The following is a 19,766-nucleotide window of genomic DNA, read 5'->3' as shown; positions in this document are numbered from 1 at the left end:
CCCCGGCGAGGATGATATGAAAAGCACATCGACAACCAACAGAACTGAATATTACAAAATCAGCAGCTTTATCTTTCTCTATTTCTTTACCTGGTCTGCCAGTATTGGACTGCTGGCGATCTGGCTCGGTCAGAAAGCCAACCTGAGCGGATCGGTGATTGGAACCGTCTTTGCGGTGAACGGAATATTCTCCGTTATTCTCAAGCCGATCTACGGCTATATTCTCGATAAGATCGGCATGAGCAAATATCTGCTCTATTTTGTGGTGATCATGTCGGCCCTGATGGCGCCATTCTTTATTTATGTTTACCAGCCGCTGTTAATGTCTAATACCCTGCTCGGGATTATTATCGGCGCGCTCTATTTAAGCTTTGCCTGGTACGCGGGTGTGGCGGCGTGCGAATCGTATTCTGACCGCTTTAGCCGCTTAAACGGCATGGAGTTCGGGCAGATCCGTATGTGGGGATCGCTCGGCTGGGCGGTGGCGTCATCTTTCTCCGGCCTGCTGTTCAACCTCTCACCGGCGTATAACTTTATTCTCGGCAGCGTGGCGTCGGTGTTGATGCTGATCGTCCTGCTGAGCCTGAAAGTGAACACTAACTCCATTCACGCGGGCGAGGTGCTGACGAAAGAGAAAATCGCCCCGTCAGACGTTTACGCCCTGCTGCGAAACCGCAAATTCTGGGCCTTCTGCCTGTACGTGGCGGGCGTGGCGTGGATGATGTTTATCGCCGAGCAGCAGTTCTCGCGCTATTTCGTCACCTTCTTCGACGATATTCACCAGGGCAACGCGGTATTCGGTTATCTCGGGACCGTGCAGTCGGGCATGGAATTTGTCATGTATATGGTGGTCCCGCTGTTTGTGAACTTTATTGGCGCCAAACGCGGGCTATTAATTGTCGGGCTGGTGGTTGGGGCGCGTCTGATTATTTCCGGCATGTGTGATTCACACCTGTTAATTTCAGTGCTTAAGCCGCTGTACGGTCTGGAAATTTGTCTCCTGCTGGTGTCGGTATTTAAATATATCGCCGAGCATTTCGACAAGCGCGTCAATGCCACCATGTATTTACTCGGCTATCAGGCGATGCTCTACGTTGGCAACGTGGTGGTCTCTTCCCCTGCCGGCTATATGTATGACCGTATTGGCTTTGAGCACACCTATATCATCATGGGCGCAACGGCGCTGACCTTTACCCTTATTTCTGCTTTTACGTTATCCGCCTGTCAGAGCAAATGGCGCGGGGCTCGTGCGCTGAACGTAGCAGAAACGTCAACACGATAAATTACGCCGTCAAAGAAGGAACCGAAATATGTTAAGTCGTATCAAAGAAGAACGTCTGCCTGTTATCGCTGCGCCCGTTGACTCCCGCGCATTCAGCGATGAACTGAATTCGGCGCGCAGCCACGTTCTGGACCTGATTAGCCGTCATTTAACGGAGTTCGGCGACAAATTCCCGGCGGAAACCTGCCAGAACGGTTTTTATCCGCTGACTGACAACGTGGAGTGGACCACCAGCTTCTGGACCGGGCAGCTGTGGCTGGCGTGGGAGATGAGCGGCGAGGAAAAATTCCGTGCGATGGCGGAAAAACACGTGCGCTCGTTTGGCCTGCGCATCGCCGGGCGCAACGACACCAATACCCACGATTTAGGCTTCCTTTACACGCTCTCCTGCGTAGCCGCGTGGCGGCTGACCGGAAACCGCGAGGCGCGCGGCTTCTCGCTGCTGGCGGCGGAAGCCCTGCTGGAACGCTTCCACGAGAAGGCGAAGATCATCCAGGCGTGGGGCGATCTCTCCGATCCGGAGCAGGCCGGGCGAATGATCATCGACTGCAACATGAACCTGCCGCTGCTCTACTGGGCAACAGAGCAGACGGGCGATCCGCGCTTTGCCGACGCCGCAAAAGCGCACGTCATGCAGGCGGCGACGTATCTCATTCGTGACGATGCCTCCACCTTCCACACCTACTATATGGATGTAGCAACCGGCGCACCGCGCTACGGCAACACCCAGCAGGGCTACGCCGACGACTCCTGCTGGTCGCGCGGGCAGGCTTGGGGCATTTACGGTTTCCTGCTGAGCTATATCTATACCGGCGACGAAACGATGATCGCTCTGTCAAAACGGCTGGCGAACTACTTCCTCAATCGCCTTCCGGAAGACTACGTCTGCCACTGGGATCTGGCGCTGGTGGGCACCGACGCGCTGCGTGACTCTTCCTCGGCGGCGATTGCGGTATGTGGGCTGCTGGAGCTGGTAAAACACCTGCCGGTCACGGATCCGGATCGCGAACGTTACCTCGAATGGGCGAAAGGGATTATGTCCACGCTGACAAAGCACTATCTGATGGGCAAAGAAGAGAAGGGCAACGGGCTGCTTAAGCACTCGGTGTATCACCTGGCGAGCAATAAAGGCGTGGATGAGTGCGCGAGCTGGGGCGATTACTTCTACGTCGAGGCGCTGGTGCGCTTCACCCAGAGCTGGAAGCTGTACTGGTAACGGGCAGCGGTATCACCACCCAAGCACCTCTTTAATGGCGCGCCGGTAGGGCGTATCAAGCTGGGCAGGCACGCGGCAAATATAGTCCCGCGCATGGCTGCGGGTCTCTCCGCTGAGGCCGTCGAGATAAGCGATGGCTTCGTCCACGGCAGGAACCCTGCCTTCCTGTGACGCGCTTCTCGGCGGGAGCCCGGTCCAGATGATCGCTTCAATACCTTTCTCCCTGGCCCATGTTGTCAGGATACCCGTGTCGCGTCCGGTGATTAGCAACGAGCCAATGCCATCGCAGCGATCCTCGGGAATGGCTTCGCGCTCACGCAAAGCGCGGCAGGCCACGCTCAACGTTGTGGCCTCCAGCCATGCCCAAAGCACCGGCACGGCAGGGGCATTCATACAGATGGCGGTCGCCAGTTCACCGCCATCACTGACCCGACAGAACTCGACGGGCAGTGATGGCCCGTCGGTTTGCCACTCACCGGCTACCGGTAGCGCGCCGCTTTTCCAGATTAACGAGCCCCAGCCAAGACAAGCGATTTTCATGCTGTTCCTCTGCGCGACGTGAACCAATAGCCTCAGACGTTATGCCTTAGGAATACGCAGCGTCTGGCCGGGATAAATTTTATCCGGGCTGGAGAGCATCGGGCGGTTCGCCTCAAAGATCTTGTTGTACTGATTGGCATCGCCGTACACGGTTTTAGAGATCGCGCTCAGGGTATCGCCGGATTTCACCGTATAGTAAGTAGCTTCATCTTTGGCGTCTGTCGCGGTGATGTTGTTCTCCACCTCGCTGACGCCTGCGATGTTGCCGACGGCGACCTGGATTTTTTCTTTATGCTCCTGCGTTAGCCCGTCGCCCGTTACGCTGGCCTTGCCATCGGTGACGTTAACCTGAACTTTATCGGAACCGGGAATGTTGAGTTTCTTGAGGTGCTCGGTGATTTTGTCGCTCTGACCCTTATGATCGGTCAGGTTGTCCCAAAGCTTTTCGCCTGCTTCTTTCACGAAGTTAAAAAGACCCATTCCATCCTCCTGTTAAACATGAAGTCAGAATAAGCATAGCAGTTGAGCGGTAAGGTGATAAAAAAAGCCCGGTGGCGTTAACGCTTACCGGGCCTGCGGGGGAAAGTTGTAGGCCGGGTAAACGTAGTGCCACCCGGCAAATTTCACAGAACTTAAACCCCTTGCTCCAGAATACGGATGTGGGTTTCCAGAACGTCCCCTTTCACCGCGTCGCTCCACGCTTTCATATGCGCGGTCTGCAAATGGGCTTCAAGGTGCGCGACGGTTTCCCACTGCTCCACCATGATGATAGAGTCTGGCGCGGTCGCCTGGAAGCTTGCGCTTGTGGCGGCGTCTACCATCGGCGCGTAGCCGTGGCAGCCTTCTTCTTTCAGTACGGTCGGGATGATCTTCGCGAACTCATCCAGTACTGCCTGGCGGTGATGTTGGCCAGGACGCGTACGGATTTCAGCAATAACGGTAAGCATAATTAACTCCTTCTAATTCCAGGCTACCAGTTAAGCAAAAATTTCCGCGAGATGCTTGCGATATTCTGCGATATAGCGCGGGACGTCCGGCATTTTAATTACGTCGTTGACGATAAAGGTCGGCAGCGGCTCCATTCCCAGGAACTGATTCGCCTTGTGGAACGGCAGATACGCGCCGTCTACGCCCACGCCTTCGAAGAACTGATCTTTCTCGGTGAAGGCTTCCAGCGGCGCGTTCCAGGTCAGGGAGAGCATATATTTTTTGCCCTGAATCAGACCGCCGGAACCGTATTTTTTGGACGCGTCAGAGCGGGTGCGGCCGTCGCTGGCATACAGCGAACCGTGACCTTCGGTAAACACATCGTCCATGTATTTTTTCACGGTCCACGGTGCGCCCATCCACCAGCCCGGCATCTGCCAGATCACCACGTCGGCCCACAGGAAGTTCTGCACTTCGGCCTTCACGTCATAATCGCTGTCCGCGCGCACGACCTTAACATCATGTCCGGCGTCGCGCAGGAAACCATCCGCGACCTCGGTCAGGGTGTCATTGAGCTGGCCTTTAGAGTGCGCAAATTCTTTCGCGCCGTTGATAATCAGAATGTTGCTCATTATTTGTCCTCGATGATGAGAGTATGCCGGGTATTCTACGCGCGAGGACGGAGCGGAAAAATAAGCAAAATGTGCAAAGTCTTTTGCGCTCAGCGCAATAATCTTACCAGCTGACGGTCACCGCAAAACCCCCTTTCGGCGCATTGCCCAGCGAGACGCGCATCCCGTGCAACGCCGCGATACGCATGACGATAGACAACCCCAGACCGCTGCCAGTGGCGTCCTGGCCCGGTGGACGATAAAAGCGCTCGCCGAGACGCGTCAGCGCATCGGTTGAAATGCCCGGGCCGTTGTCGCGCACGGTAAAGCTTTGGGTGTTCAGCGTCACGTCCACCACGCTGCCGCGCGGGCTGTAACGAACGGCGTTGTCCAGCAGGTTTCGCGCCAGCAGACTCAGCAGTAGCGGCTGTCCGTGACGCATCACCTCGGGCGCATTAACGTTGAGCCGAACATCAATGCCCGCCTGCTGCGCCGGATGCCAGATATCCAGCACCGCAGATTGCAGCAAATCGGCCATCATCACGGGTTCGACGTCATCAAGATTATCCAGTGAATCCAGGCGCGACAGAGTGAGAAGCTGGTCCACCAGCCGGGAGGCGCGGTCGATGCCTGCATGCAATTGCCCCAGCGCTTTAGACTGCGCCCCGGGATCGTCAAGGGAAAGCTGCGCCACGTCGGTTTGCACCTTCAGCGCGGCCAGCGGGCTGCGCAACTCATGGGCGGCATCCGAGGTGAAGCGACGCTCGCGGGCCATCATCTCCTGCGTACGGGCGAAAAGATGGTTAAGCGCATCAAGCAGCGGGCGAACCTCCGTCGGCACGCCGTGGGTGGGCAGCGTATCGGTCGCATCCGGGGAGCGCGAGCGCAGGGTCTGCGCCAGCTTTTTCAGCGGTTTCAGCTCCCGGCTCAGCAGAACAATCAGCAACAGCAGCATTATGGGCAGCGCCACCAGCCACGGCGTCAGCTGCGAGCTGACCACGTCCAGCGCCATATCCTGTCGGTACTCCCACTCCTGGCCAACCACCACGCGGTATTTCCCGTCCGGAGAAGTCAGCCACAGGAAACGCCATTCGTCGTTGTCATCCTGCAACCGACCGTCATCAAACCCGTCCCGGCGGTAGAGGTAAGGTATGTCGCGCCCGTTTTCGCCGTCGTTAAGCACCATGCTGCCGTCGGCGGTGAAGATTGCGAAGGCCAGCGCATCGTCGTCAAGATGGCCGTGTTTGGCTTTTTTCGGCACCTCGCGCATGCGTTCCGGGGCGCGAAGTTCGTCCACGTCCATCGTCAGCAGCCGTTTGGCAAACAGCATCTGCTGGGTATCGAACAGCTTATCGAGCTTGTCGGTCGTCTGGTGCCAGGCCACCACGCTTGCGGCAAACCAGGCCGCCAGGGACAGCAGCAAAAAGAGGAGCGTCAGGCGCAGCTTCAGGCTCAGGCGTTGGGTCAGTTTCATGCGTCACCCAGGGTATAACCGATGCCGTGCACGGTGCGGATAAAGTCGCTGCCGAGCTTGCGGCGTAAATGATGAACGTGGACTTCGACAGCGTTGCTGGAGACGTCATCATCCCAGTTGTAGAGCTTCTCCTCGATGGCCTTGCGCGGCAGCACGCGGCCCGCGTTGCGCATCAGCAGTTCCAGCAGGGCGAACTCTTTGGGTTTGAGCACCAGCGTTTCGCCCTCCAGCGTGGCGACAAGGCTTGCCGGATCGAGCGTGACCTTGCCGTGACGCAACTCGCTGCGCGCCTGACCGTGGCTGCGGCGTACCAGCGCTTCGAGGCGGGCCGCCACTTCAATCAGCGCGAACGGCTTACACAGGTAATCATCCGCCCCCAGGCGTAAACCTTCGACGCGCTGATTCAGCGCATCCCGCGCGGTCAGGATCAGCACCGGTTCGCTCTTTCCGCTTTCGCGCCAGGCGCGCAGGATCTCAAGCCCGTCGATTTCCGGCAGCGTCAGATCAAGCACCACGGCATCATACGGCGCGGTGTACAGGGCCGCCTGCCCGGTTTTCCCGTCGGTAAACCAGTCCACGTTAAAGCCCATTTTGCTTAAGCCCGCTTTGATGCCGTCGCCAATGAGCTTGTCGTCTTCTACCAGTAAAATGCGCATATTTCCTCCTTGATGCCGTCAGTAAACCTTCTGCAAGCGCCTGCTGTACAGTAAAAATAAATAAATTTTCCCCTTAAGAAGTTGTTAAGGTTTACCCTGTTTAATGGATTGTGAAACGACATTAAAGGGAGAGATAAAGATGAAAAAATTCGCTGCAATTGCTGCCATCATGATGATGACCACGGCCCCTGTCTTTGCTGCACAGGGTGGCTTCTCTGGCCCATCTGCGACACAGAATCAGACGCAAACCCAGCAGGGTGGCTTTGTCGATAACAACGCCAACCTCACCACCGCGGCTAAAGTGAAAGACCTGAAGGACGATGCCTGGGTGAAGCTGCGCGGGAACATTACCGAGCGCCTGTCCGATGACCGTTACACCTTCCGCGATGAAAGCGGCACGGTGGTGGTGGAGATCGACCACAAGCGCTGGAACGGCGTGACGGTGACGCCGCAGGATAAAGTCGAACTCCAGGGTAAAATCGATAAAGACTGGAACGAGTTTGAAATCGACGTGAAGCAGGTTATCAAGCTGAACAAATAACCTGGAAAGGGCCGCATGAGCGGCCCTTTTTCTTTGTGACTCAACTCGCCAGATGAGGTAGTATCTGCGGCAATATTGCCTGAAACCCATCGGTTTCTGAGTTGAGGAATCACACGTAATGAGCGATATGGCAGAGCGCCTCGCGCTACATGAATTCACGGAAAATGCCTACCTGAACTACTCCATGTACGTCATCATGGACAGGGCGTTGCCGTTTATCGGGGATGGCCTGAAGCCCGTTCAGCGCCGCATCGTCTATGCGATGTCCGAACTGGGGCTGAACGCTACCGCCAAGTTCAAGAAATCCGCCCGTACCGTCGGCGACGTGCTGGGTAAATACCATCCGCACGGCGACAGCGCCTGCTATGAAGCGATGGTGCTGATGGCCCAGCCGTTTTCTTATCGCTATCCGCTGGTGGATGGCCAGGGGAACTGGGGGGCGCCGGACGATCCGAAATCCTTCGCGGCAATGCGTTATACCGAATCTCGCCTGTCTAAATATGCCGAAGTGCTGTTGGGCGAGCTGGGGCAGGGCACGGTCGACTGGGTGCCAAACTTCGACGGTACGATGCAGGAGCCGAAAATGCTGCCTGCGCGTCTGCCGAACATCCTGCTGAACGGCACGACCGGTATCGCCGTGGGCATGGCGACGGACATTCCGCCGCACAACCTGCGTGAAGTGGCAAAAGCGGCCATCACCCTGATTGAGCAGCCAAAAACCTCGCTGGACGATCTGCTGGATATCGTGCAGGGGCCGGACTATCCGACCGAAGCCGAGATCATCACCTCGCGTGCGGAAATCCGCAAAATCTACCAGAACGGTCGCGGCTCCGTGCGCATGCGCGCGGTGTGGAATAAAGAGGATGGTGCCGTGGTGATCACCGCGCTGCCGCACCAGGTGTCCGGTGCGAAGGTGCTGGAGCAGATCGCCTCCCAGATGCGCAATAAAAAGCTGCCGATGGTGGACGACCTGCGCGACGAATCGGACCACGAAAACCCGACCCGTCTGGTGATTGTGCCGCGTTCTAACCGCGTGGACATGGAGCAGGTGATGAACCACCTGTTCGCCACTACCGATCTGGAAAAAAGCTACCGCATCAACCTGAACATGATTGGTCTGGACGGTCGTCCGGCGGTGAAAAACCTGCTGGAGATCCTTACCGAATGGCTGGCCTTCCGCCGCGATACGGTGCGCCGTCGTCTGAACCATCGCCTGGAAAAAGTGCTTAAGCGCCTGCATATCCTCGAAGGTTTGCTGGTGGCGTTCCTCAACATTGACGAAGTGATCGAGATCATTCGTACCGAGGATGAACCTAAGCCTGCCCTGATGTCGCGCTTTGGCATCAGCGAAACCCAGGCCGAAGCGATCCTCGAACTGAAATTGCGCCATCTCGCCAGACTGGAAGAGATGAAGATCCGCGGCGAGCAGAACGAGCTGGAAAAAGAGCGCGATCAGCTTCAGGCGATTCTGGCGTCCGAGCGCAAGATGAACACCCTGCTGAAGAAAGAGTTGCAGGCCGATGCCGACGCCTTTGGCGACGACCGTCGTTCTCCGCTGCACGAGCGCGAAGAGGCGAAGGCGATGAACGAGCACGACATGCTGCCGTCCGAGCCGGTGACCATTGTGCTTTCCCAGAGCGGCTGGGTGCGTAGCGCCAAAGGCCACGATATCGACGCGCCGGGTCTGAGCTACAAATCCGGTGACAGCTTCAAGGCGGCGGTGAAGGGCAAGAGTAACCAGCCGGTGGCGTTCATCGACTCCACGGGCCGCAGCTACGCCATCGACCCGATCACGCTGCCGTCTGCGCGCGGCCAGGGCGAACCGCTCACCGGTAAGCTGACGCTGCCGCCGGGTGCCACGGTTGAGCATATGCTGATGGAAGCCGACGATCAAAAACTGCTGATGGCGTCTGATGCGGGCTACGGCTTTATCTGTACCTTCAACGATCTGGTGTCGCGTAACCGTGCCGGTAAAGCGCTGATTAGCCTGCCGGATAACGCACACGTCATGCCGCCGCTGATCATCGAGAACGAAAGCGACATGCTGCTGGCGATCACCGCTGCCGGACGTATGCTGATGTTCCCGGTCAGCGATTTGCCGGAGCTGTCGAAAGGCAAGGGCAACAAGATCATCAGTATCCCGTCAGCGGAAGCGGCAAAAGGCGAAGATAGCCTCGCGCATCTCTTCCTGCTGCCACCGCAGAGCACGCTGACCATTCATGTCGGCAAGCGTAAAATCAAACTGCGTCCGGAAGAGTTGCAGAAGGTGGTGGGTGAGCGCGGACGTCGCGGCTCACTGATGCGCGGCCTCCAGCGAATCGACCGCGTGGAGATTGACTCGCCGGCGCGCAGCAAAGCGGACGACAGCGAAGAGTAACCTGTTTCATCCCCCTCTTTCCGGAGGGGGTATTACCATAAAATTTCCCGTAAAAACGTTGTTAATTCGTGCGTTGCGATTAACAATACGCGCTCGTAATAAAGTCCTTACCTGGCCACAGGTGAAGTATAATTGTCAGCTGTCAGGGCTTCAGAGGTCGCTATGCTATACATTGTTCGTCTCATTCTTACCGTTATTTATTGCATTCTGGTCTGTATTTTCGGATCGATTTATTGCCTGTTCAGCCCGCGTAACCCAAAGCATGTCGCGACGTTTGGCCACATGTTTGGTCGTCTTGCGCCGCTGTTTGGCCTGAAGGTTGAAAAGCGTCTGCCTGAAGGGGCGGAGAATTTCGGTAACGCCATCTATATCGCTAACCATCAGAACAACTACGATATGGTGACGGCCTCAAATATTGTTCTTCCGCCGACCGTAACCGTGGGCAAAAAAAGCCTGCTGTGGATCCCCTTTTTCGGCCAGCTGTACTGGCTCACCGGTAACTTGCTGATTGACCGCAACAACCGCGCCAAAGCGCATGGCACCATTGCGGAAGTGGTGGATCAGTTTAAAAAGCGCCGGATTTCCATCTGGATGTTCCCGGAAGGGACGCGCAGCCGTGGTCGCGGCCTGCTGCCGTTCAAGACCGGCGCGTTTCATGCTGCAATTGCGGCTGGCGTTCCAATTATTCCCGTGTGTGTTTCCAATACATCGAATAAGATTAATCTTAACCGTCTGAATAACGGACTGGTCATTGTCGAAATGCTGCCGCCGGTAGATACCTCTAAATACGGTAAAGACCAGGTGCGCGAGCTGGCCACGCACTGCCGCGAGCTGATGGCTCAGCATATTGCGCAGCTCGATAAAGAAGTTGCAGAGCGAGAAGCCGCCGGTAAGATTTAACCCGGTGTCGTGTAAGGGAAAACGAATTCCCGCGTTGTTAGTCGTTTCAGATGGAGCTTATATGTCACTCAGTCGGCGTCAGTTTATTCAGGCTTCGGGTATCGCCCTTTGTGCGGGTGCGATACCGCGGACAGCCAGCGCCGCCGGGCAGCAACAGCCGCTGCCTATTCCGCCGTTGATTGAATCCCGTCGCGGGCAGCCGCTATTCCTCACGCTTCAGCGTAGCCACTGGTCCTTTACCCAGGGAACGCGCGCGCAGGTATGGGGCATTAACGGACGCTACCTCGGGCCGACCATTCGCGTGTGGAATGGCGATGACGTTAAGCTCATCTACAGTAACCGTACGACGGAAAATGTCGCGATGACCGTCAGTGGTTTGCAGGTGCCGGGGCCGCTGATTGGCGGCGCGGCACGCATGATGTCGCCGAATGCCGACTGGGCGCCCGTCCTCCCGATTCGTCAGAGCGCGGCGACATTGTGGTATCACGCCAATACCCCGAACCGCACCGCCCAGCAGGTCTACAACGGCCTGGCCGGAATGTGGCTGATTGAAGATGAGGTCAGTAAAACGCTGCCGATCCCGAATCACTACGGCGTCGATGATTTCCCGATCATTATTCAGGATAAGCGACTGGATAACTTTGGTACCCCGGAGTACAGCGAGCCGGGCAGCGGTGGCTTTGTGGGCGATACGCTGCTGGTTAACGGCGCGCAAAGCCCGTATGTCGAAGTGTCTCGTGGCTGGGTGCGCCTGCGTCTGCTGAATGCCTCTAACTCGCGCCGCTACCAGTTGCAGATGAGCGACGGCCGCGCGCTGCACGTGATTTCAGGCGATCAGGGGTTATTACCTGCGCCGGTGTCGGTGAAGCAGCTGGCGCTGGCGCCAGGCGAACGTCGTGAAATCCTCGTGGATATGACCAACGGGGATGAAGTGTCCGTGACCTGCGGCGAAGCGGCAAGCATTGTTGACCGTATTCGCGGCTTCTTTGAACCGTCGAGCGTGCTGGTCTCCACGCTGGTGCTGACGCTGCGCCCGACCGGCCTGTTGCCGCTGGTGACCGACAGCCTGCCGATGCGCCTGCTGCCGCAGGAAATTGTGACCGGCCCGGCAGTACGCAGTCGCGATATCAGCCTTGGCGACGATCCGGGCATCAACGGCGCGCTGTGGGACGTAAACCGCATTGATATCACCGCCCAGCAGGGAACCTGGGAGCGCTGGACCGTCCGCTCGGAGATGCCGCAGTCGTTCCATATTGAAGGGGTGTCATTCCTGATCCGCAACGTCAACGGGGCGATGCCGTTCCCGGAAGACAGGGGCTGGAAAGATACCGTCTGGGTGGATGGCCAGGTCGAACTGCTCGTCTACTACGGCCAGCCTTCCTGGCCGCACTTCCCGTTCCTGTTCCACAGCCAGACCCTGGAGATGATGGACAGGGGATCGGTAGGGCAGATGCTGGTGAATCCGGCACCGTAAAACACTTTCTCCCTCTCCCTGTGGGAGAGGGTTGGGGTGAGGGCAACAGCCCGCACAATACCCCTTCATTTCCCCCGGTAAACCAGCGTATAATCCCGCTCCTTTTGTCTATTTTTTCTTCGGAAGCATTATGAGCGCTATTTCCCTGATCCAGCCGGATCGCGACCTCTTCTCCTGGCCCCAGTACTGGGCAGCCTGCTTTGGACCGGCGCCGTTCCTGCCGATGTCCCGGGAAGAGATGGATCAACTGGGCTGGGACAGCTGCGATATCATTCTGGTGACGGGCGATGCGTATGTCGATCACCCGAGCTTTGGCATGGCGATCTGCGGCCGTATGCTTGAAGCCCAGGGCTTCCGCGTGGGGATCATCTCCCAGCCTGACTGGAACAGCAAAGACGACTTTATGCGTCTGGGCAAGCCGAACCTGTTCTTCGGCGTGACCGCGGGCAACATGGACTCCATGATCAACCGCTACACCGCCGACCGTAAGCTGCGCCATGACGACGCTTATACGGCTGACAACGTGGCGGGTAAACGTCCCGACCGCGCGACCCTCGTCTACACCCAGCGATGCAAAGAAGCATGGAAAGACGTGCCGGTGATCCTGGGCGGCATCGAAGCGAGCCTGCGCCGTACCGCACACTATGACTACTGGTCCGACACCGTGCGCCGTTCGGTGCTGGTGGATTCGAAAGCCGACATGCTGATCTTCGGTAACGGTGAGCGTCCGCTGGTAGAGGTGGCACACCGTCTGGCGCAGGGCGAAGCGGTCAGCGAGATCCGCGACGTGCGCAACACCGCGATCATGGTGAAAGAGGCGCTGCCGGGCTGGAGCGGGGTGGATTCCCGCATTATCGATATGCCGGGCAAAATCGATCCTATCCCGCATCCGTACGGTGACGATCTGCCGTGCGCGGATAACAAACCGGTTGAGCCAAAAAAAGCGGAAGCAAAGGCCGTGGTGGTGCAGCCGCCGCGTCCGAAGCCGTGGGAAAAAACCTATGTGCTGCTGCCGTCCTACGAAAAAGTAAAAAGCGATAAAGTACTCTACGCCCACGCGTCGCGCATCTTACACCATGAAACCAACCCCGGCTGCGCGCGAGCGCTGATGCAAAAGCACGGCGAGCGCTATATCTGGGTTAACCCGCCGGCGATCCCGCTCTCTACCGAAGAGATGGACAGCGTGTTTGCTCTGCCGTACAAGCGTGTACCGCATCCGTCATATGGCAGCAGCCGCATTCCGGCGTACGAGATGATTCGTTTCTCGATCAACATCATGCGCGGCTGCTTCGGCGGGTGCTCCTTCTGTTCGATCACCGAACACGAAGGCCGTATTATTCAGAGCCGTTCCGAAGAGTCGATTGTTAACGAGATCGAAGCCATTCGCGACACGGTGCCGGGCTTTACCGGTGTGATCTCCGATCTGGGTGGTCCAACGGCCAACATGTACATGCTGCGCTGTAAATCGCCGCGCGCCGAGCAGACCTGCCGTCGTCTCTCCTGCGTCTATCCGAGCATTTGCGAGCATATGGACACCAACCACGAGCCGACGATCAACCTTTACCGTCGCGCCCGTGACCTGAAAGGCATCAAGAAGATCCTGATCGCCTCTGGCGTGCGTTACGACATCGCTGTGGAAGATCCGCGCTACATTAAAGAGCTGGCGACGCACCACGTGGGCGGGTATCTGAAGATCGCCCCGGAGCACACCGAAGAAGGCCCGCTGTCCAAAATGATGAAGCCGGGCATGGGCAGCTACGACCGCTTTAAACAGCTCTTCGACACCTACTCAAAACAGGCGGGGAAAGAGCAGTATCTGATCCCATACTTCATCTCCGCACACCCCGGCACCCGTGATGAAGACATGGTGAATCTGGCGCTGTGGCTGAAGCAGCGTCGATTCCGTCTGGATCAGGTGCAGAACTTCTACCCGTCGCCGCTCGCCAACTCGACGACCATGTATTACACCGGCAAAAACCCGCTGAGTAAGATTGGTTATAAGAGCGAAGACGTGGTGGTGCCGAAAGGGGATAAACAGCGCCGTCTGCATAAAGCGCTGCTGCGCTATCACGATCCCAAAAACTGGCCGCTGATCCGCCAGGCGCTGGAAGAGATGGGGAAAAAGCACCTGATCGGCTCGCGTCGTGATTGCCTGGTGCCTGCGCCAACGCTGGAAGAGATGCGCGAAGCGCGCCGCCAGAACCGCAACACGCGCCCGGCGCTGACCAAACATACCCCGATTGCGCATCAGCGTTCGAATGGTGTTGCGGGAACGAAGAAGAACGTAAAACGTAAGACCGGTTAAACCTGTAACAATACCCGGTGGCGCTGCGCTTACCGGGTCTACAGGTCTAACCCTCTCCCCTCCTGGGAGAGGGCAGGGTGAGGGGATTACCCGCCAAACTGATCCGGGTCCGGCCCAAGCCGCTTGCCCTGATCCAGCTTCGCAATTTCACCCAGCTCGTCTTTATCCAGGCGGAAATCCCAGACGTCGAAGTTCTCGGCGATACGCGATGGCGTGACCGATTTCGGGATCACCACCAGACCGCTATCCAGATGCCAGCGAATGACGATCTGCGCCGGGGTTTTACCGTACTTATCCGCCAGTTCACGGATGATTTTCTGGTCAAACACCCCTTCGCCGCCCTGGGCCAGCGGGCTCCAGGATTCGGTCTGGATCTTGTGCGTGGCGTTCCATGAATGAAGCTGGCGCTGCTGCATCAGCGGGTGCAGCTCAATCTGGTTAATCACCGGCGCGACGCCCGTTTCATCAATCAGGCGTTGCAGATGATGAACCTGGAAATTACAGACGCCGATGCTTTTTATCAGCCCCTCTTTTTGCAGTTCAATCATCCCTTTCCAGGCATCAACGTAATGGTCGATAGCCGGTACCGGCCAGTGCATGAGATAAAGATCGACGAAATCGAGCTGGAGTTTCTCCAGACTCTCCTGCAACGATTCGCGGGGACGCTTTTGATCGTCGTTCCACAGCTTGGTGGTGATGAAAAGCTCATCCCGGGGAACGCCGGCGCTGGCAAGCGCTTTTCCCACGCCGTCCTCGTTTTTATAGGCGGCGGCGGTATCGATGGACCGATAGCCGACTTCCAGGGCTTTATGAATGGCGGAGACGACCTCGTCGTTACCGGCTTTCCATACACCTAGCCCCAGCTGGGGCATCACGTTGCCGTCCTGTAGCTTGATTACGGTTTGGTTTGCCATTTTTCCTCCTTCAGGTGCTCATCGCCGGAGGGAACCTCCGACGATGTGATGTGCATTAAGTCTGGACGAAATGTCAAAAAACGAAAGTCAGGATCCTAAAAACGCTTAGCGTGCCGCTTCGTAAATACGACGGCTGACGTCAAGGGTGATGTCGCCATGCTCGCCGATCTGCGTCATACCGTGTGCTTCCAGTTTCGCCAGCAGGGCAGGGATGGAGCTGCCGTCCAGGCCGTAGCCAGAGAGACGCGTTGGCACGCCCAGGCTTTCAAAGAAGTGACGGGTGGCTTCAATCGCGGCATCGATACGCGCATCGTCGGAACCGTCGGTGATGTTCCACACGCGTTCGGCGTACTGGAGCAGTTTGGCGCGTTTAGCGTCACGTTTTTCGTTCCACAGCGCAGGCAGAACCACCGCCAGCGTCTGGGCGTGATCCAGGCCGTGCATCGCCGTCAGCTCGTGGCCGAGCATGTGGGTAGCCCAGTCCTGCGGCACGCCTGCGCCGATCAGGCCGTTCAGCGCCTGGGTGGCTGCCCACATCACGTTGGCACGCACGTCGTAGTTTTCAGGCTCTTTCAGCGCTTTCGGACCTTCTTCAATCAGCGTCAGCAGAATGCCTTCCGCGAAACGATCCTGAATTTTGGCGTTTACCGGGTAAGTAACGTACTGCTCAACGGTGTGAACAAAGGCGTCGACCACGCCGTTCGCCACCTGACGCGCAGGCAGGGTATAGGTGTAAACCGGATCGAGGATCGCGAACACGGGCTGAACGTGTTCGTTCATAAAGGCCTGCTTGTCACCGGTGGTTTTACGGGAGATGACCGCGCCTTTGTTGGACTCTGATCCGGTGGCCGGCAGCGTCAGCACGGAGCCCATCGGGATCGCACTGCTGATGTCGCTGCCGCCCGTTTCCAGAATATGCCACGGGTCGATGCCGTCAGCGTAATGGGCCGCCGCCGCGATGAATTTGGTGCCGTCCAGCACGGAACCGCCGCCCACCGCCAGCAGGAAGGTGATCTGCTCCTCGCGGGCGATTTTTACCGCGTTCATCAGCGTTTCATAAGACGGGTTAGGCTCGATACCGCCGAACTCGCGCACGTCCAGACCTTCCAGAGCGCTGTACACCTGATCCAGTACGCCGGTTTTTTTCACGCTGCCGCCGCCGTAGGTAATCAGGACGCGGGCGTCCGTCGGGATTTGCGCGCGCAGGTCAGCGATAGCGTTTTTACCAAACAGAATGCGGGTTGGGGTATGAAGATTAAAGTTGTTCATGGCTTGTTCCCTGTAGTGGGTAAAAAATCGTGGTGGCGCAGAAGGCAACCTGATGCTGCTCATTGTGGCGGGCAGGCGCTATCCTCTCAATGCACATTCCTGCCGATGTCTTGCCCATTTCTACAGCGCGCTGGAGAAACGGTAAGAAAATGCGCACACTGTCAGCGTCGGAAACCGTACCCGGAGTAACTGAAAATGAACCGTGATGCCATCTGCCGCCAGCTAACGTCGCAGATTAAAAGACTGATTGATAACGGAAATGATTCGGCTGAGCTGTTGCCGGATATTCGATTGCTGTACGGTACCCAGCCCGGGACGCGCACCCCGGTGATGTATCAGCCCGGCATCGTGTTTCTCTTTTCTGGCCATAAGATTGGCTATATCAATGAGCGCGTGTTCCGTTACGACACCAATGAATATCTGCTTCTGACAGTACCTTTACCCTTCGAATGTGAAACTTTCGCGACAGAGGAGGTACCGCTGGCCGGGATCCGCGTCAACGTCGACATCCTCCAGTTGCAGGAGCTGCTGATGGATATTGGGGAGGACGAACTTTTCCGGCCGTCGATGGCGGCAAGCGGTATCAACTCCGCGACCCTATCGGAGGAAATTCTCTGCGCGATTGAACGCCTGTTAGACGTGATGGAAAGGCCTCTGGATGCGCGTATTCTCGGAAAGCAGATTATCCGAGAAATTCTTTACCATGTGCTGCTGGGACCGGGCGGCGGGGCGCTGCTGGCGCTGGTAAGCCGGCAAACGCACTTCAGCCTGATTAGCCGCGTGCTGAAGCGCATTGAGAGCCAGTACACGGAAAACCTCAGCGTTGACCAGCTGGCGGCGGAAGCCAATATGAGCGTCTCGGCGTTTCACCATAACTTTAAATCCGTCACCAGCACGTCGCCGTTGCAGTACCTCAAAACCTACCGTCTACATAAGGCGCGGATGCTGATGATCCACGATGGCATGAAGGCCAGCGCCGCGGCGATGCGGGTTGGGTATGAAAGCGCGTCGCAGTTTAGTCGGGAGTTTAAGCGCTACTTCGGCGTCACGCCGGGGGAAGATGCGTCGCGCATCAGAACGATGCAGGGCGCTTAGGCTTTTGATTCTCTCCCCGCGGGAAGAGAATCAGGATGGGGTATCAGGCGCTGCAATACTTCTTCTTAATCACCACCGCGATTGTGCCGACCAGGCCCGCAACCAGCAGGAAGATCGGCAGCACCATCAGGAACGTCATCACCTGGTCTTCATGGTGCTTAACAAAGGGGATCATATTCAGCGCGTAGCCGAGCGTGGTGACCACGCCCACCCAGAGCAGAGCGCTCAGCCAGTTGAAGAACTGGAAGCGGCGGTTAGGGAGGCCTGAAATACCCGCCATGGTAGGCAACAGGGTGCGAACAAACGCCAGAAAACGCCCGGCAAGTAACGCCAGCAGGCCGTGGCGGTCAAACATGCAGGTGGCGCGCTGGTGATATTTATGCGGCAGCTGTGCCAGCCAGCCTTTCACCACGCGGGTGTTTCCAAGCCAGCGCCCTTGCAGGTAGCTCAGCCAACAGCCGAGACTGGCCGCAGAGGTGAGGATCACCATTGTCGGTGCGAAGTCCATCACGCCCTTGCCGATTAACGCCCCTGCGAGCAGGAGCAGGCTGTCACCGGGTAAAAATGAGGCTGGCAGTAATCCATTTTCCAGAAACAGCGTCGCGAACATCACGAAATAGACAATCCCGACGACATGCGGGTCCGCCAGCGCGGCAAAATCGTGTTGCCAGAGCGCCGTGATGATATTTTGAATAACAGCCATGGACTTTCCTGTGGAACAGCAGATATAACGCTATTGTACTCCCAATTTTGCCTGTCGGGGTTGATCGCAGGCGCATCTCATACAGACTTTTCTGCTTGCGGTGTTCAGAATTGCGTCCGGGGAGTACATTTCAGTCAGCACTTTACACGATGCGCTCAAATCCTGCCGATAAATCCGCAATTAAATCGTCCACATTTTCCAGCCCGATATGCAGGCGGATTAAGGTCCCTTCGAAGTCCACCTCGCCGCCCGGGCGCAGGGCCGCAATCTGCTCCGGCTGGTTGGGCAGGATCAGCGATTCAAACCCACCCCATGAATAGGCCATGCTGAAGAGGGTAAAGTTATCCAGATAGCTTGCCAGTTCGGCGTCATTCAGGCGCTTTTTAAGTACAAATGAGAACAACCCGCTGCTGCCCGTAAAGTCACGTTGCCAGTATTCATGGCCTTTGCTGCCCGGCAGCGCCGGATGGTTAACGCGCTCCACCTGCGGATGCAGCGCCAGCCACTGTGCAATTTGCAGGCTGCTTTCGTGATGCTGACGCAGACGCACGCCGAGCGTACGGATGCCCCGGCTGGTCATGTAGGCGGTATCGGCATCCACCATCTGGCCCATCAGGTAGGCGTTTTCACGCAATTGATCCCAGCAGCGGGCGTTAGATACCGCCGTACCGATCATGCCGTCGGAATGGCCAATCAGGTATTTGGTCGCCGCCTGAATGGAGATATCGATGTCAAATTCCAGGGCTTTAAACAGCACACCTGCCGCCCAGGTGTTGTCGATCATGATGATCGCTTCCGGCGCTATGCTGCGCACCGCCTTCACGATGGCCGGGACGTCATGCACTTCCATGGTGATGGAGCCGGGAGATTCCAGGAACACAACGCGCGTGTTGGGCTGAATAAGCCCGGCAATACCGGCCCCAATCAGCGGATCGAACCAGCTGGTGGTGACGCCGAGCTTGCTGAGTATTTTGGTGCAGAAGTCCTGGCTTGGCTCGTAAGCGGTATTGGTCATCAGGACGTGGTCACCCTGTTCCACAAACGCCAGAATGGTATTGGCGACCGCCGCCGCGCCGCACGGGAACAGCGCGCAGCCCGCGCCGCCCTCCAGTTCGCACATGGCTTCCTGCAACGAGAAATGGGTTAACGTGCCACGACGACCGTAAAACAGCCCGCCCTTCGCGCGATTACGCGTAGCGATTTTTTTATCTTCAACGGTATCAAACACCAGCGAGGAGGCGCGCTGGATCACGCTGTTGACCGAGCCCTGAGTGTATTTCTTACTGCGTCCTGCCTGCACCAGCGTGGTCTCAAGCTGCTTTTTAGTCATGTTCGCTAACCCTATTTTTATACGTCTGGACGTCCAGACTACCACGATTGTCAGAATGTGCATCCGGATGCTTATCGAATAAGCAGAAAATATTATCAAAAATTCGCATAAGAAATTTTTACTGCGTAAGCGCAAGGAAAGTGAGCGAAAAT

The 19,766-nt window shown here is 57.2% G+C and carries 18 protein-coding genes; 8 read left to right on the top strand and 10 right to left on the bottom strand.

Going from position 1 to position 19,766, the window contains the following annotated elements:
* Nucleotides 1-16: 16 nt before the first annotated feature.
* The gene (locus tag ACOTZD_RS06450) at nt 17-1,282 is read left to right on the top strand and encodes an oligosaccharide MFS transporter (RefSeq protein ID WP_023314860.1); all 1,266 of its coding nucleotides are present in this window, start codon (nt 17-19) and stop codon (nt 1,280-1,282) included.
* 28 nt (nt 1,283-1,310) lie between these two features.
* Nucleotides 1,311-2,498 carry a glycoside hydrolase family 88 protein gene (locus ACOTZD_RS06445; RefSeq protein WP_032660336.1) on the top strand — a complete coding sequence of 396 codons (1,188 nt, stop codon included), beginning with the start codon at nt 1,311-1,313 and terminating at the stop codon, nt 2,496-2,498.
* 12 nt (nt 2,499-2,510) lie between these two features.
* On the opposite strand, the gene ACOTZD_RS06440 is transcribed toward ACOTZD_RS06445, so the two are convergent.
* The 6 genes from ACOTZD_RS06440 to qseB form a co-directional block, all read right to left on the bottom strand.
* A complete protein-coding gene (locus tag ACOTZD_RS06440) occupies nt 2,511-3,038 on the bottom strand; it encodes a hypothetical protein (RefSeq protein WP_023314858.1) in 528 nt (175 codons plus the stop codon).
* A gap of 39 nt (nt 3,039-3,077) precedes the next feature.
* Nucleotides 3,078-3,518, bottom strand: coding sequence for a peptidoglycan-binding protein LysM (lysM, locus tag ACOTZD_RS06435; protein WP_421636259.1), 441 nt, complete (start codon nt 3,516-3,518; stop codon nt 3,078-3,080).
* 152 nt (nt 3,519-3,670) lie between these two features.
* Nucleotides 3,671-3,985 carry a putative quinol monooxygenase gene (locus ACOTZD_RS06430; RefSeq protein WP_003862506.1) on the bottom strand — a complete coding sequence of 105 codons (315 nt, stop codon included), beginning with the start codon at nt 3,983-3,985 and terminating at the stop codon, nt 3,671-3,673.
* 30 nt (nt 3,986-4,015) lie between these two features.
* Nucleotides 4,016-4,597, bottom strand: a complete 582-nt coding sequence (locus ACOTZD_RS06425; protein ID WP_032607911.1) for an NAD(P)H-dependent oxidoreductase — start codon at nt 4,595-4,597, stop codon at nt 4,016-4,018.
* A 103-nt stretch (nt 4,598-4,700) separates the two neighbouring features.
* Nucleotides 4,701-6,050, bottom strand: coding sequence for a quorum sensing histidine kinase QseC (qseC, locus tag ACOTZD_RS06420; RefSeq protein WP_174402461.1), 1,350 nt, complete (start codon nt 6,048-6,050; stop codon nt 4,701-4,703).
* Entirely contained in the window at nt 6,047-6,706 is a 660-nt protein-coding gene (qseB, locus tag ACOTZD_RS06415; RefSeq protein ID WP_023323747.1) for a quorum sensing response regulator transcription factor QseB, read from the bottom strand. The genes qseC and qseB overlap by 4 nt, the downstream gene beginning before the upstream one ends.
* Nucleotides 6,707-6,845: 139 nt before the next feature.
* On the opposite strand from qseB, the gene ACOTZD_RS06410 reads away from it, so the two are divergent.
* The 5 genes from ACOTZD_RS06410 (at nt 6,846) to ACOTZD_RS06390 (ending at nt 14,303) form a co-directional block, all read left to right on the top strand.
* Nucleotides 6,846-7,247 (top strand): YgiW/YdeI family stress tolerance OB fold protein, encoded by a 402-nt coding sequence (locus ACOTZD_RS06410; protein ID WP_003862501.1) that lies wholly within the window; start codon nt 6,846-6,848, stop codon nt 7,245-7,247.
* Between the two features lie 118 nt (nt 7,248-7,365).
* A complete protein-coding gene (gene parC, locus ACOTZD_RS06405; RefSeq protein ID WP_003862499.1) occupies nt 7,366-9,624 on the top strand; it encodes a DNA topoisomerase IV subunit A in 2,259 nt (752 codons plus the stop codon).
* 162 nt (nt 9,625-9,786) lie between these two features.
* Nucleotides 9,787-10,524 carry a 1-acylglycerol-3-phosphate O-acyltransferase gene (gene plsC, locus ACOTZD_RS06400; RefSeq protein WP_003862497.1) on the top strand — a complete coding sequence of 246 codons (738 nt, stop codon included), beginning with the start codon at nt 9,787-9,789 and terminating at the stop codon, nt 10,522-10,524.
* Between the two features lie 61 nt (nt 10,525-10,585).
* The gene (gene ftsP / locus ACOTZD_RS06395; protein WP_003862496.1) at nt 10,586-11,998 is read left to right on the top strand and encodes a cell division protein FtsP; all 1,413 of its coding nucleotides are present in this window, start codon (nt 10,586-10,588) and stop codon (nt 11,996-11,998) included.
* A gap of 130 nt (nt 11,999-12,128) precedes the next feature.
* The gene (locus tag ACOTZD_RS06390; protein WP_023323746.1) at nt 12,129-14,303 is read left to right on the top strand and encodes a YgiQ family radical SAM protein; all 2,175 of its coding nucleotides are present in this window, start codon (nt 12,129-12,131) and stop codon (nt 14,301-14,303) included.
* A gap of 86 nt (nt 14,304-14,389) precedes the next feature.
* Here the strand turns inward: ACOTZD_RS06390 and dkgA are convergent, their stop codons facing one another.
* Both dkgA and yqhD read right to left on the bottom strand, forming a co-directional pair.
* Nucleotides 14,390-15,217: a 2,5-didehydrogluconate reductase DkgA gene (dkgA, locus tag ACOTZD_RS06385; RefSeq protein WP_174402429.1), complete on the bottom strand. Its 828-nt coding sequence runs from the start codon at nt 15,215-15,217 to the stop codon at nt 14,390-14,392.
* 105 nt (nt 15,218-15,322) lie between these two features.
* Complete coding sequence (yqhD, locus tag ACOTZD_RS06380) at nt 15,323-16,486, bottom strand: alcohol dehydrogenase (RefSeq protein ID WP_003862492.1); 1,164 nt, start codon at nt 16,484-16,486, stop codon at nt 15,323-15,325.
* A gap of 195 nt (nt 16,487-16,681) precedes the next feature.
* Between yqhD and ACOTZD_RS06375 the strand changes: the two genes are divergently transcribed.
* A complete protein-coding gene (locus tag ACOTZD_RS06375; protein ID WP_032660319.1) occupies nt 16,682-17,581 on the top strand; it encodes an AraC family transcriptional regulator in 900 nt (299 codons plus the stop codon).
* 43 nt (nt 17,582-17,624) lie between these two features.
* On the opposite strand, the gene yghB is transcribed toward ACOTZD_RS06375, so the two are convergent.
* Nucleotides 17,625-18,284, bottom strand: a complete 660-nt coding sequence (gene yghB / locus ACOTZD_RS06370; RefSeq protein WP_023314846.1) for a DedA family general envelope maintenance protein YghB — start codon at nt 18,282-18,284, stop codon at nt 17,625-17,627.
* Nucleotides 18,285-18,426: 142 nt separating this feature from the next.
* Nucleotides 18,427-19,614: a cystathionine beta-lyase gene (metC, locus tag ACOTZD_RS06365; protein ID WP_003862484.1), complete on the bottom strand. Its 1,188-nt coding sequence runs from the start codon at nt 19,612-19,614 to the stop codon at nt 18,427-18,429.
* Nucleotides 19,615-19,766: the final 152 nt, after the last annotated feature.

Source organism: Enterobacter cloacae complex sp. SHL022 (genome assembly GCF_049237785.1).
GTDB classification, from domain to species: domain Bacteria; phylum Pseudomonadota; class Gammaproteobacteria; order Enterobacterales; family Enterobacteriaceae; genus Enterobacter; species Enterobacter hormaechei_C.
Note: the sequence above shows the minus strand (reverse complement) of the source record. Positions and strands in the feature narration are given on the sequence as shown.